Annotated in this window: 9 protein-coding genes; 1 reads left to right on the top strand and 8 read right to left on the bottom strand. The window is 44.9% G+C overall.

What is annotated here, in order from left to right; all coding sequences use genetic code 11:
* Nucleotides 1–63 precede the first annotated feature (63 nt).
* Entirely contained in the window at nt 64–1,104 is a 1,041-nt protein-coding gene (locus ACSQ8P_RS11955) for a LacI family DNA-binding transcriptional regulator (protein ID WP_436235370.1), read from the top strand.
* Between the two features lie 40 nt (nt 1,105–1,144).
* On the opposite strand, the gene ACSQ8P_RS11950 is transcribed toward ACSQ8P_RS11955, so the two are convergent.
* From ACSQ8P_RS11950 to ACSQ8P_RS11915, 8 genes are all read right to left on the bottom strand, one after another.
* On the bottom strand, nt 1,145–2,809 hold the full coding sequence (locus ACSQ8P_RS11950) for a glycoside hydrolase family 3 protein (RefSeq protein WP_436235369.1): 1,665 nt from the start codon (nt 2,807–2,809) through the stop codon (nt 1,145–1,147).
* 18 nt (nt 2,810–2,827) lie between these two features.
* Nucleotides 2,828–4,372 (bottom strand): sugar hydrolase, encoded by a 1,545-nt coding sequence (locus tag ACSQ8P_RS11945; protein WP_436235368.1) that lies wholly within the window; start codon nt 4,370–4,372, stop codon nt 2,828–2,830.
* A 36-nt stretch (nt 4,373–4,408) separates the two neighbouring features.
* Complete coding sequence (locus tag ACSQ8P_RS11940) at nt 4,409–7,306, bottom strand: family 78 glycoside hydrolase catalytic domain (RefSeq protein ID WP_436235367.1); 2,898 nt, start codon at nt 7,304–7,306, stop codon at nt 4,409–4,411.
* A 29-nt stretch (nt 7,307–7,335) separates the two neighbouring features.
* Nucleotides 7,336–8,166: a carbohydrate ABC transporter permease gene (locus tag ACSQ8P_RS11935; protein WP_436235366.1), complete on the bottom strand. Its 831-nt coding sequence runs from the start codon at nt 8,164–8,166 to the stop codon at nt 7,336–7,338.
* Nucleotides 8,163–9,029 carry a carbohydrate ABC transporter permease gene (locus ACSQ8P_RS11930; RefSeq protein WP_436235365.1) on the bottom strand — a complete coding sequence of 289 codons (867 nt, stop codon included), beginning with the start codon at nt 9,027–9,029 and terminating at the stop codon, nt 8,163–8,165. Before ACSQ8P_RS11930 ends, ACSQ8P_RS11935 begins: the two co-directional genes overlap by 4 nt.
* An 83-nt stretch (nt 9,030–9,112) precedes the next feature.
* The gene (locus ACSQ8P_RS11925; RefSeq protein ID WP_436235364.1) at nt 9,113–10,462 is read right to left on the bottom strand and encodes an ABC transporter substrate-binding protein; all 1,350 of its coding nucleotides are present in this window, start codon (nt 10,460–10,462) and stop codon (nt 9,113–9,115) included.
* Nucleotides 10,463–10,604: 142 nt separating this feature from the next.
* Entirely contained in the window at nt 10,605–12,110 is a 1,506-nt protein-coding gene (locus tag ACSQ8P_RS11920) for a response regulator (RefSeq protein ID WP_436235363.1), read from the bottom strand.
* On the bottom strand, nt 12,088–13,890 hold the full coding sequence (locus tag ACSQ8P_RS11915) for a cache domain-containing sensor histidine kinase (RefSeq protein WP_436235362.1): 1,803 nt from the start codon (nt 13,888–13,890) through the stop codon (nt 12,088–12,090). Before ACSQ8P_RS11915 ends, ACSQ8P_RS11920 begins: the two co-directional genes overlap by 23 nt.
* Nucleotides 13,891–13,980 lie beyond the last annotated feature (90 nt).

Here is a 13,980-nt window from a genome sequence, read left to right as displayed (position 1 = left end):
TTATATGCGTCGTGTTATAAACTAAACTAACTAAACAACTTTAGTGACTGGGGATCAATCATAATGAAAATGGAAGATATCGCAAAACTAGCAGGCGTGTCCAAATCCGCTGTTTCGTTTGCCCTTAGTGGTAAGCCTGGCATTAGTAATGAAACTCGTGAACGTGTTCTTGAAATCGCGCGAGAACATGGCTATACGCCCAAGCCTAGATTTTCTGCAATTGAAGGATCTGTCAAATCCTTATCCTTTTTGGTCTTTACGAATTCAGGGATCGTCCTGGAGGAGTATTATCAGCAGCCTTTCTTTCGAGAACTCATTCATTTCATCGAAGAACGGTGCCGTGCCAAGGGTTACTCTTTACTTTTCTCAACGATCAATATGGCCTACTTTGATCAAGAAATTCGGACTTTTGCTGAGGATAATCAAAGCGATGGTGTCATCCTACTGGGTACTAATCTAACTCCAACTGACATCTCGGAAATTGCCAAACAATTAGGCCCTCGCCTTGTCGTGCTTGACAACTGTTTTGATACATTGCCGGTTCATTTTGTTGGGATTAACAATCGGATGGGAGCGTATCAAGCGGGGTCTCATTTTTGCAAATTGGGGCATCGTGAAATCGGTTATATTGCTTCGAATGTTAATCTTCACAACTTCGAGGATCGAAAAGAAGGCTTTCAAGAAGCACTGAAAGAATATGGGATACAGATCCAACCAGAACACCACTTCTCTGTGGCACCAACTATGCTTTCATCGCAGGAAGACCTTAAAACCCAAATTACATCATATTTGGCTACAGGTCGTACCCTGCCAACAGCTCTTTTTTGCGAATGTGATTATATCGCGATTAGTGCTATGAAGACGCTAACTGAGTTAGGGATTCGAATTCCTCAGGAAGTTTCTGTTATTGGATTTGATAATATTACGGAATCACAAATCATCTCACCTGAGTTGACAACTATCCATGTTGAGAAACAGCGAATGGCTCAATTAGCTGTAGATATCGTTATTGAATCTATTGAAGTAGGACAAGAAATAACGTCCAAAATCAGGGTCGATACCCGCTTTGTTGAGCGGCGTTCTTCTGTTTCTAACAATCAGTAAAAAGACATCCTTCGGAATCAATCCGAGGATGTCTCTTTTTTTAAAGCCGAGCCAACGCCGATCCGCAAAACGCATCTACGGGAGAGGTGCCTATGAAGGGCTGTTTGCCCAGCAAACAATTTAGAATCTCCCTTTGAACGACAGCCGAGGCATTATAGCCATTAATCATGGTCGGCATCGTAGGCATTTCATATAAGGTATACGGGTTACCTAACGAAATGAACAGCGTTGGTACGTAGGTAGGATACCAAGTAAAGATACCTCCCGCCTCCTCGGGTGACATACGCAGGGAATTCTGCATAAAGCTCGGCGATTTCTGCGTCACATATATGACCAGATCAATGTCATTCTCTTCTTGTTTGAGGTGGTAATTTCTAACCACTTCAAACCCTTCCGTTACCAGCATCTGCTCAAAGCCGCTGCCTCCTGCACCATTCTCTGTGAATAATGAGCCTTCACTCCCAGATGCAATGAGTAGAACTCTCTTATGCTTTTCAGGTGAAATGGGCAGTACGTTTTGCGTGTCCTTCACTAGCGTCACCGAGGTGCGAGCTAATTCTTGGGCTAAATTCAGATGCTCATCTGACCCTACACAAGCTAAATCTTGCAGCGCTGGTCTTTCAAGATGCAGCCCCAACGAAGCTTTCAGTGCTAGTACTCTCGTAACCGCTTCATTCAAACGTTCCTCTGTAATAATGCCATCGTTGACTCCTTGAAGCATGGCTTCAAAGTCGTATTTGAGATCCGCTGTGAATAGAAACATATCCACACCAGAAGCGATACACTGGGGAACGATTTCATGTCGCGGCCCCCAGCTCGTCATACCGACCATCGCTGACGCGTCGGAAATGATTAACCCGTTAAAGCCCAGTTCTTCTCTTAGCAGTTTCACATTGAGTTCATAGGAAAGCGACCCTGGCGTATGCTGCTTTCTAACGTCATGAATGCCAAGCTCCTCATAGTAAGCGGGAAGCGCAATATGCGCACTCATCACACTTTTTACACCCGCATCAAAAGCGGAACGATACACTCGCCCATAAGTTTCACGCCACTGTTGCATCGGCATGGCGTTTACGGTCAGAACCTTATGCTGATCGCGGTCATCCATGCCATCACCTGGCCAATGTTTCACGCAGGCTGCCATTCGACCGGTTTCCTGTACGCCCTCTACAACTGGGATTGCGTACGTTTCTACAACTTCAGGCGTGTCTCCAAAGGCACGCGTATTAACAATCGGATTTTGATAATTATAGTTAATATCCAGTACAGGTCCGAATACCCAGTTAAAGCCGATTGCCGAGCCTTCTACTTCAATGCCTTTACCAAATGCCTGCGCCAGCTCAGGCTTCCCCGTAGCCGCTACCTGCATGTTCATGCCAAGATTCGTGCCGTCAATGGCTCCGCCAAATCCGCCGGATTCCAAATCTCCGGTCACCAACAACGGCAACTTACTGCGGCTTTGCATATCCGCTATTTCCGCCTGTTGATTAACCTTCGTAGCATCAGGACTAAAAGCGAAGAGATGCACCCCACCGGGTTTAATACTCAATAGATCCTCTGGCTCCGGTGAAAATGGCTTCTGAACTACAACAAACAGCTGCCCGACTTTCTCTTCCAAGCTGAGTCCATCACGCGTTTCCTTCACCCAAGAGACGTCAGACTCTGATAAATAAAATGGTTTTTGACGAAGTTGATCATCTTTCATTTCGTGTACGACCTCCCGTTACAGTAAATACTTTCGAATAAAATACGTAGGTGTACAGCTCCATGCATGGCAATAGCTATTTATTAAATTACTGCCATAGGGCGATAGCTTTTTATCATTGGGGTTATAGATTTCCCAGAAGCAATCCGCTCCGTCTTTGACCATTTCTCCCCAATACGCTCTCATTTGCTCCAAAGCTTTCTCGGGTCTGCCACTTTCAAATAAAGCTTCAATTAAATGATGATACATATAGGGTGTTGTCATCCCAATTTCTGGCGGGGACTCGAATAGCCGATCCATTAATTGACCATTTTCCTCCTCGTTCAACACACCTGCCAGAGCCATCCACACCTGAGATGCCCATGAAACCTGCCTATTTACTCCACTTACAAAAAAGCCTGTTTTCTCATCCCATAAATGCTGAAGCGCGCTGCTTGTCACACGATCAATTTGTTCTGAAATGAATGTTGCTTCTTGATCTTTTTCCAGCTCTTTCGCCAGTCCATGGCCCCTTTTGAGACAATACAACAAAACGGCTTGCGCGGATGCTTGTTTATTAAGCTCTGGATGCCAATCCGTGAAGCACCACCAGGTATCATCATCACGCACCAATCCGTATTCATCTAGTCGCTCTAATCCGATCTGTATTTGTTCTAGAGCAACTGGCCATAGTTCTACTAGCGCATCTCTATCCTTGGACGCCTCATAATAATCGAATAGAGTCGCTACGAAAAAGAGGGAATAATCATAAAGCCGCGTATCATCGACTAACGGATTAGGCTTTTCAAAGACACAGGCCCCGACTGCTCCGTCATCAAGTGTCATACCGCCAAACAAATATAAGCATCGCTTCACCAGATCATGGTGATGAAAGGTCTGATAGTTCGCCAAGGCTTGTAGTCTTAAATCCCCGATCCACAGCCTGCGATCCCGCTTCGGTCCATCCTCGAACACCGTTTGCATACAGTCCTGAAGCGTCTTAATGCTAATGGCATCAATGGCTTGTAAGTCTGCTGGAATATTAGCGGGCAGCGGCGTTAATTCCCTCACATCAGCGGAGGTAACCGCCGTACAATGAATATCGGTAAAAGAAACCGTAAACTTACGGGATGTATCGATAATCATCATTTTTACATACCGGAAACAATATCTACGAGGCAGCTTTAGGACTGTAGGAAGCACATCAACATATATCGTCTCTTCCTGTAGCCAGGATTTGCTTAACCAACCATCATAGCTGTCAAAAGGTTCCGCTACCTCACATGGCATCTCACCGAAGATTAGCTTCAGCCCAAGCGGGGCATCTTGTGGACTACCCACAGACTTGATCGAAAGAGAGATATAACCAACTTGATGATCGCCAAAATCTAGAATGAAACTTTCATCCTTACCGAAGGATTTGGATTGTAACGCAGAGATACTCCCCGTTTCTTGCGTTCTCCACCCTTGAAACGCTTCTTCATCCGCTACAACCTCAATGACTGATTTAGGCAAAATAATAGATTCGTGCAAGTCGGGAGTGAGCTTTTCCGCCAATTCCACAAACTTTTGATGAATTCCCATAACTCTTCAACACTCCTATCTGATTTTGCGGATACCTTATATGAGAACTAATTCCGCGAGCATCGCATCTATTTGTTTCCGTGTTATGCCTGTCATCGTGTTCTCCCCCAACTGCTTAATCGTCGATTTTCGAACGAAATTAAGAAAGGGACCTTCGAATAAGGCTGACATATGTGTTTTGAAAATTGCTGTTGCCGCTTCATGATCCAGCACATCATTGATTCTCGAATGTTCATTAAACGTTACGCGGAATAGATCGCTATTCGAATACGCGAATGTGTAATCACCTGATCCTAGAAGGACACGCACGCCTTGCTCGGCTTCACTTATGGATTGAATGCCAGGGATTGAGGTGTCAAGGGAAAGCCCCCCTTCTTGCACACTGCCAATTGCTGCTCCTGTCAAAATAACTTCTGCGGTTGTATTAGCTGGAATACGAACCCTCATTTGAATTTGCCCCTGATCCACTTGCCATCCAGATTCGATGCGTCCATATAGGGAGTTATGTGCTGTTTTGGCATAAGCTAGACGATTCCCCCCAAACAACGGCTCGATATGAATACGTTTGAAGGCTGGTAGAGTAATGTCCATATCCAAGCCAGCTATTTTGCGATACATCCAGTCTCCGATGGCTCCATAAGCGTAGTGGTTAAACGAGTTCATATCATCGCTCCAGAAGGAGCCGTCTGATTTAATGCTGTCCCAATGCTCCCAGATGGTTGTCGCACCCTTCGAGACGGAATACAGCCACCCCGGATAGCTTTCTTGCAGCAGTAGCTTAACCGCTGTTTCGTGATAGCCGTTATTCGAAAGCGCGAAGCACAAGTAAGGTGTGCCTACGAAGCCCGTTGATAAATGATAATCATTATCCAGAATCAGTTCATTGAGATCCTTCGCGACTCTTGCACGCACCTCATCTTCGACAAGATCGAAGACGAGCGCAAGGATATGCGCAGTTTGAGTAGGGGCAGCAACGCGTCCATTTTTCGTTATAAATTCATCTCGGAACGCTTGAATTACCCGGTGGTAAAGCTCATCGAAGGCTTGCGCCTCTTCCTCATGTCCTAACGCTCTTGCGGCATCGCGAACAATACGTGTCGAATACGCGTAATAAGCCGTTGCAACTAGCGCAACCGGTGTCGCTCCGATGTAGCTATTTTCCTTCGCATCCAGCGCAAGCCAATCGCCAAAATGGAAGCCTGTGTTCCATAAATATTCCTGATCACCTTGAGATCGGATGTAAGAAATCCATCCTTTCATGCTTTCATATTGTTCAGCAAGCAGACGCTTATCTCCATAATATTGATAAACCGTCCAAGGGCAGATCACCGCAGCATCTCCCCAAGCAGCTGAATTCTCGCCGCCTACAACATCTGGGACAACAAAGGGAATGCCCCCATTAGGTCTTTGTTCAGCTTTCATATCATGCAGCCATTTCGTGAAAAAGGGACCGCCTTGGTAATTAAATAGCGCCGTAGAGATGAAAACCTGAGCATCCCCCGTCCATCCTAAGCGTTCGTCACGCTGCGGACAATCCGTCGGCACGTCAAGGAAATTACCTCGTTGGCCCCAACGAATGTTGCTTTGCAGCTGGTTCACTCGAGCATCCGAGCATTCGAACTCACCTGTTGGCTCCATATCGGTATGCATGACTTCACCGACAAAAGCATCCAGAGGCAGGCCATTTTCTTGGCCTGGAAAGCCCTCAACCTTCACATAGCGAAAGCCCATGAAGCTGAAATAAGGCGCATAGGTTTCAGGGCCATCCCCTTTGGCGATATAGGTCACGACCTGCTTCGCTGGACGAAGGTTACCGAAATAGATATTGCCTTCTTTATCTAAGACTTCAGCATGCTTTAGCTCAATTTGCGTACCCGCAGGAGCAGTTACAGTAAAGCGCACGCGGCCTACCATATTTTGTCCCATATCCAGTACATGATCGCCGGCAGGCGTTACGAAATATGCGATAGGACGAATTATTTCCGTTACACGTGTCGGTGCGTTTTCTTGAGCCACTAGCACATCAAGGCTAACATCAGAACATATCTGTGTAGACGTCCACTCGTCATCTCGGAAATTCACTGAGCTCCAGCCCGCTTGCTCCAAACGCGCGTCATACGTTTCACCATGGTAAATTGTCGAATATTGAATCGCTCCTGTTGAAGCCTTCCAGGTGGTATCTGTGACTACAACAGCTTCTGTGCCGTCTTTATATTGAATATGCAGCTGTGCGAGGGCAGCCCGGCGTTCGCCGTATTTAAAGTTTTTATTCTCAAAGCCCATCCCGCTTTTGTACCAGCCATCACCAAGCAGAATACCAATCCCATTACCATCATGTTGGAGCAGATCCGTTACGTCATAGGTTTGAACCTGCATCCGAGTTGGATAACTCGTCCAGCCTGGCGCCAGCAGCTCATCAGAAACACGAGTGCCATTCACATACAGCTCATAGACGCCTGCAGCCGTCGCATATATACGTGCAGACAGGACGTCTCCTCCCACCTCAAACTGCTTGCGAAGCAGAAATGCAGGCTCGGACTGCGGATCCATCTCACTTTCGTGAGGTGTGATCCACTCGGCTTGCCATTCCCCTTGATCTAACAAACCCATCTCCCACCAAGCGATTTCACTCCATGCGGATTCTCGACCAATGTTGTCCCAGACTTTGACTTTATAGAGGTAACGAGCTCTTGATTGCAGCTTCGGCCCTCCATAAACAATTTGAATCGACTGATCGGATTCTATATAACCTGTATCCCATACTGGGTTCGTAAAATCACCATCTTCACTCGCTACGATGATTTGATACCCTCGCTGCAGCATGCCGCGGCGATCGGATTCAATTTGCCAGCTTAACTGAGGATTCCTCGCTCCAATACCAAGCGGATTCGTTCTATATTCACATTTCAATGCCGTAATCTTTAAATTCCCCATTGTAATCCTCCTCATTAACAGTCCCACGATTAGCCTTTGACTGAGCCTGCTGTCATACCTGCTACAATTTTTTTGTTAAAGAAAATAAATAAGACGAGAGGCGGTAGCGTGATCAGTAAAATATTCATAAATAGCAAATTCCATTGCGTGACAAATTGACTTTGGAAATTATACAAAGTTAGTTGTACAGTCGCATTCTTGGCTCCCGGAAAGAAATACAGAGGGTTCGTAAAGTCGTTAAAAATCCCGACAGATGACGTGACAATAATCGTTGCCGTTACGGGCTGCAGAAGAGGCAGTATGATTCTATAGAACAGTCCAAATCCGCTGCTTCCATCCACCACAGCAGCTTCATCTACTTCACGCGGAATGCCTGACATAAACCCTTTGTACAACAAGACTCCGAAAGGAAATCCGAGTGCCACCTCTACTAGAACGAGACCTGGCAGCGTTTTGAACAAACCCATACCATTTAAGACCCAGATCGTCGGTACGATGGCTGGCGGTATAATTAATCCTGACAGAACAAGGAAGTTAAGCCATGGCGTCGCGCGATCACTTCTACGCTGCATCACAAAGCCTGCCATCGCACACACAAGAATCAACACGGTAATGGATATGACGGTCAGCAAAGTACTGTTGTAAAATGCCCGCAATAGCATGTAATCCCGGGCGGTGATCACTGCCTTCAGATTATCCCAAAGATGAATTGTGGAAGGCCACGCTAAGTTTAATAAGGAAGATTCTTTCTTGTCTTTCAGTGCATTGACTACGACAAAGTAGAAAGGAATCCAAAAGATAAGAATGGTCAGAAGAATGGCAATGACTTCGATACCTAAGCCTTTAATTTTTCTGCTCATAGTTCCGCCTCTTTTCTGTTCAGGTAGGAATACAGCGGAAGGGCAAGCGCCGTTACCACAATAAATAAGATCACGTTTCCTGCTGTAGCCAGACCATAATAACCGCCTTGATACTGCTTATAAATAATGGACGCGATAAGGTCAGTCGTAAATCCTGGCCCCCCTTTGGTCATCGCCCAAACGAGGTCGAAGGAGCGCAAGCCACCAATAAAGGAGAGAATAATGACTGAATTCGTTGCCGGTCGGCTTAAAGGTAGAATAATATTCCAGAACTTATGGAATGCGCCTCCGCCATCCATTTCCAGGGCTTCATAATACTCTTGTGGAATAGAGAGAATTCCTGCGATATAGATAACCGTAGCGAAGCCCACGCCTTTCCAGACATCCACAAGCGCAACAGACAACAGCGCTATGCGTGTATCGCCTAACCAATCTGGACCAACAATGCCGATTGCGGCTAAGGCTGTATTGATTAAGCCTTGTGTTGGATGCATCATCATGCTGAATGTGATTCCGACTGCAATGGTACTTAGCAAAGTTGGGAAAAATATGACAGACCTCAGATAACCCTTGGCTCTTATTTTTGAAGTTAGAAATACGCCTAGCAACAAGCCCAAAACAACTTTTAACACACAAGTTACTACCGCATAAATGAGGGTATTCTTAAATCCGATCAGCAGCGAAGCTTCTTGGAAAAACATTGTAAAGTTATCCAAACCGATAAACGTCCAGCTTGTTAAATTCCATCTTGTTAAACTAAAGAAAAAAGACATAATAGTCGGAAAGATGAAAATCAATACGTAAATAATGGCTGCAGGAATAAGAAAAGCATATGAGTACGTACGTTTGAATACCTTGGCCACCGAGATCACCCCTAAGTTTAAGAAAAGAGCCGGTCCTGCATGAATTTCGCATCGCCGACTCCCTTCTGATTATTCTTTAATTATTACCAGCCTTGCAGACCTAATTGCTTGGCTTGTTTTTCAACATCTTTATCATAAACCTCTGCGCCTTGTTTACCCGTTTTGATAGCTGCGCCGACTTCCGTTGTAATTTGCGGCAAGCTGGATCCTTTAATTGGGGAAACGAATTCCAAAGCTGGTGCTGTTTTGTTACCATCAAAATATGGCGTCATATCTTTAACTGCTTGTGCAACGTTATCCGGCAGCTTTGAACCTTTAATCGCATAAGGACCTGATGGCGTGGAAGCAGCCGATTGAGCCGCAACACCATCCATAGAAGCGATGAATTCAACGAATTTTTTCGCTTGCTCCGCATGCTTAGTCGCTTTGTAAATGTAAGCACCGCTTGGCATCCACACCGTCAAACCATTCGTCGCTGCACTATCCCCTGGCTGTGCAAAGAAGCCGATATCCTTCATTTTGTCCGGGAAATTCTGCGCAAGCGCTGGTGTTGCAAAGGATAGCATCGGATATTGAGCACCTTTACCCTCCGCAAGCATCTTCAAGCCCGCATCATATGTCGTTGCTAAGAAATCTTTGTTCATGTACCCTTTTTTCGAAATTTCCTCCAGCTTTTCGAAACTTTTAAGTGCCGCTGGATCCGTCGCATATTTCGCTTTATTCGCTGTATAATCATCCGCAAACTTCGGATTGGCGGCTTGTACATTGTAATAATCCGCTAACACGACGAGTTGTGATGTCCAATCATCTTTATAAGAACCAATGACAGGCGTGATGCCAGCCGCTTTAATTTTCTCACTGTTAACCATCAATTCTGCCCATGTTTTCGGCACGGAGAGACCGAGGTCAGCATAAATCTTTTTGTTGTAGAACCAACCGCCGGCCATCGTTGAGCCAATCGGGCCCGCATAGACTTTACCTTTCGAAGAGACAGTTGGTTTATAGGAATCAATCACATTCGCTTGAAAAGGTTCATTTGTCAGGTCAAGTAGATTTTGTTCTGGATTAAGCGCTTGCATAAGTGAACCACTGTTATAGAAAAACACGTCAGTCATATCTCCAGTAGCTAGACGGGTTTTGACGATATTATCGCCTTCTCCGCCGCCTGGGCGAGTTTCTTGTTCAACATGAATGTTCGGATACTTTTTTTCAAATGCCGCGACAATCCCTTTTGCAACATTGACAGAGTCCTGTGTATTATCGATTAAGAGTGAAATCGTTACTTTCTCATCTGTTTTTTTGGTACCCGTGTCTGTTGCATTCCCTTTTGTATCTTCGGATGATGTGGATGTCGTTCCACAGCCTGCTACCACACTAGCTAATAATACCGAAGTGGACATTGCGGCAACCCATTTTGTTGTCTTTGTACTCATCTTCAAATCCCCCTTAGTCATCTTGGTTAGGATGAATCGATTGCTAATTTCGGGCGCGAGTTCGTTTACCCCGTGCTTTAATCTTAGTCGTTTTTCCTAACCACAGGCAGTGCGTCATTCTTCTGATTGATGTCCGTATTTTTTAGATTCCCGAGGGGTTGGTTAACTGATCTTTATATTGTCCAGGTGTGAAGCCCGTGTATTTTTTAAATACTTCAGAGAAGTGTCTATACGTATGGTACCCAACTTTCTCACTCACATCACTCACTTTCAAGCCGCGGCTGAGCAGCGTCTTGGCAAGCTCCATACGAATCCGTGTCACATATTTAATATACGACTCGCCCACTTCCTCCTTAAATAACACGCTGAAATAGGTGGGATTCATGCCAACATGCTCTGCTACCTCTTGGAGAGTGACATCTCGCGTATAGTTTTGCTCCATATAATTACGTGCACGTGTGACGGAGGCATGTCTTGAATGCTCACGAGCATCAATCGTACTTCCAACAATCATCTCAAGTTGACTGCGAAACCATTCCGTCATTTTCCCTCTTGCGGCCATTTCCCGAAATTCCACATGCGGACGGTAATCTTCAGGAATGTGACTGGCTTTGTCCCCAGCTGACTTTCTCGCTTCTTCGAGAGCCAAATAAAGCAGCTTAAGCATCTCATGCTCTGCTACTTCGCTATCCAATTTTTCCATTTGGATCCATGCAATGAAACGATCAATCTGCTCAAGCATGCCTGCCTTATTACCAGAACGCAAACTCAGAATAATGGCTTCCTCTCGTTCGCTTAAGCCCTCAGGACGCGTAATCAAATCACCTAAATCTTCGAAACGCACAATGCCTTTTTCCCCCAGAAAATGAGCGGATCGCAGCGCACGAAGCGCTTCTTTAAAGCTATGTGCGGCGTCTTTCAGCTCCGCATAAGTCCGACCGCTCCCAACAGAGACGTCAGCTTGCTCGGACTCCAATTGCAGCTGCTCCCAGAACTCAGGGGTTGGCTGCTGGGCATGCACGCATACAAGTAATCTCTCTTGGCCATGGCGCAGCGGAATCACCGTACAGTCCGTATGCTCAGGAATCTGCAGCCGATCTGACTCCGTCGCTAGAACGGTCACTCCAACGAGGGGCTCCGCCCCTGCACTATAAATTTCTCGCCATTTCGATTCCGCTTCTTCGCCGATAAATAGCAAATCGAATGTCGCCTTCTCCAAGAGCTCGCGTTGACTACTGCTTACTTTTGTTTTAAGATCCAGCACTTCTTGCTCCTGGCTGATCTTGTCCATAACCTTGCGAATCGCTTTCTCAATCATTGGAATTGTAATTGGCTTCTCCAAATAATCAGCAACCCCAAGATTGATAGCTCTTTTCACATATTCAAACTCATTAAACCCGCTAAACACGATACAAAGCGTCTCCGGTGCTTCCTGCATAATCTCTTCAATCAGTTGAAGTCCGTCCATTCCTGGCATCCGAATATCAGTGAAAATAAGCTTAGGCCGATGCTCGCGAAATACTTCGAATGCAGACAGACCGTTGTCAGCCGTGCCAATGAGTTCAATGCCAAAGCTTGACCAGTCTATCATTTCACGAAGGCCTTGAAGCACAATATATTCATCATCAAACACTGCGGCCTTTAGCATCTGTATCCCTCTTTTCACCGAATAATTGAAAACGAATCTGGATCTGAGTGCCTTGATTGACTACACTCGAAATCGTTAATGAACTGGTCGTCCCGTAGCACAAAGTCAATCGTTCACGTACATTTTTCAAACCATATCCTTGTTCCGTCGCAGCTAGATCGGCTATTCCTACTCCGTTATCTTCCACTGTAAAAACAAGATATCCATCATCTCTTTTTCCGGTAAGTCGAATCGTACCTTCGCCTACCTTAGGTTCTAAACCATGATAAATGGCATTTTCAACAAGAGGTTGAAGCAGCAGCTTCATAATTTCCATACCCATTAAGGCAGGCTCTACCTCTTCCATATATTGAAACCGATTGTGATAGCGAATATTCTGGATCGTCATGTAATGCTCAATATGCTTTAATTCCTTATAAACAGAAATGGTATCTTTCCCTTTATTCAGGCTTAATTTAAAGCTTTCCGATAAGGAAATTGCCATCTGAGCGACATCATGATTCTTTTGCAAAGCAGCCATCCAATAGATCGAATCTAACGTGTTATATAAAAAATGCGGCTTAATTTGCGCCTGCAACGCCCGAAGCTCGGCCTCTCGCTCCTTTAACTGGGAATGAATCAGGCGTTCATTTAATTCTTTATTTTCAGAGACAACGCGTTTAAAGGTTTCCCCGATCGTCCCTACCTCGTCCTGTTCGAACGTCTCTTCGAATTCTCGTGCTCCCTTCGTCCAATCTACCATCATTTTTTTGATCTGTAGGAGCGGACGGGTAATACTGCCGGATATAAAAATGGAATACAATAGCGCAATAACGCCCATAGAAACAGCAAGGAGTGTTGTGATTGTCCTAATTTGATTCGATTGCTTAAGCAGTTCATTCACTTTAATCAGATGAATAAATGTCCAATCGGTCGTTTGGTTCTGGTATTGGCTAATGAGATAACCCTTTTGTTCCAATTGGTGAATAAGAGATACACTGTCTCCTTCTTTGAGTACGGAATTGTCGGTTAGGCCGTTATTAAACACGACTTTACTTCGTTCAGGAGAATTATCCAGCGCCATGAAACCACCGGCATTGCTGTTTTCATTGAAAATATTGGTGAAAATATCCGTTGATATATTCACCACTAATAGACCCATCGTTTGTCCGCTTGGACTTGATGCATCGCGAAATAATTTTACTGTGGAAAATGAATTCTTCGAATGATCGAGTACATCATAGCCAAGAAAAACAACTTTACCCTGATCTTGTAAAGCACTTTGATACCAATCGGTTTGCCGTATGAGCTTGATTTTGTCTGGCTGTTCATAAACCCCTGCATCATCAGAGCGTCCAGCACAGAATGTCTTGAATTCCAAATTAAATACACAGATGGAGTTTACAAATTTGGTGTCAAATTGATTGTTATTAATCGCTTTTTGCAGCTTATTGGAGGTCCATTCACTGGTGGATTCCGTGGCATCCGCAGATTTAGGTTCATTGCTCTGAGCCAAGTTGCTGTTGGACAAAACCTCCCGCACCTCATTGTTCACCACGATGGAACGATTCATATTAATAATGCTTCGAAATAATAAATCCGCCACTTCACTAGACGTTTCTAAATGATTTTCATAGGTTTGCGCATTCGTTTCCATCAGTGTGTTCTTGGCAATATCGAAAGACATATATCCTACAATCATAATTGGAGGCAAAGAGATAACAATCATAGCAACGAGAAACCGACTTCGAAGCCGCTGTAAACGGAATTTCGATACGAGATACCGCAATCTGTTTTTCATATTGTACATCCCCCATCCCTTGTTGTATGTATCATGAAATAACCTGAAAGCTATAGAGGTATTATAACTAGATCAACCCTAATTACATAA

Source organism: Paenibacillus sp. LjRoot153 (assembly GCF_964253085.1).
GTDB lineage: Bacteria > Bacillota > Bacilli > Paenibacillales > NBRC-103111 > Paenibacillus_E.
The sequence above is the reverse complement of the archived record's forward strand: the minus strand, read 5'-3'. Positions and strand labels throughout refer to the sequence as shown.

Bases quoted from the DNA above. Each gene is read 5' to 3' on its own strand.
- ACSQ8P_RS11955 (WP_436235370.1), top strand. From the start codon at position 64: ATGAAAATGGAAGATATCGCAAAACTAGCAGGCGTGTCCAAATCCGCT.
- ACSQ8P_RS11950 (WP_436235369.1), bottom strand. From the start codon at position 2,809: ATGAAAGATGATCAACTTCGTCAAAAACCATTTTATTTATCAGAGTCT.
- ACSQ8P_RS11945 (WP_436235368.1), bottom strand. From the start codon at position 4,372: ATGGGAATTCATCAAAAGTTTGTGGAATTGGCGGAAAAGCTCACTCCC.
- ACSQ8P_RS11940 (WP_436235367.1), bottom strand. From the start codon at position 7,306: ATGGGGAATTTAAAGATTACGGCATTGAAATGTGAATATAGAACGAAT.
- ACSQ8P_RS11935 (WP_436235366.1), bottom strand. From the start codon at position 8,166: ATGAGCAGAAAAATTAAAGGCTTAGGTATCGAAGTCATTGCCATTCTT.
- ACSQ8P_RS11925 (WP_436235364.1), bottom strand. From the start codon at position 10,462: ATGAGTACAAAGACAACAAAATGGGTTGCCGCAATGTCCACTTCGGTA.
- ACSQ8P_RS11920 (WP_436235363.1), bottom strand. From the start codon at position 12,110: ATGCTAAAGGCCGCAGTGTTTGATGATGAATATATTGTGCTTCAAGGC.
- ACSQ8P_RS11915 (WP_436235362.1), bottom strand. From the start codon at position 13,890: ATGAAAAACAGATTGCGGTATCTCGTATCGAAATTCCGTTTACAGCGG.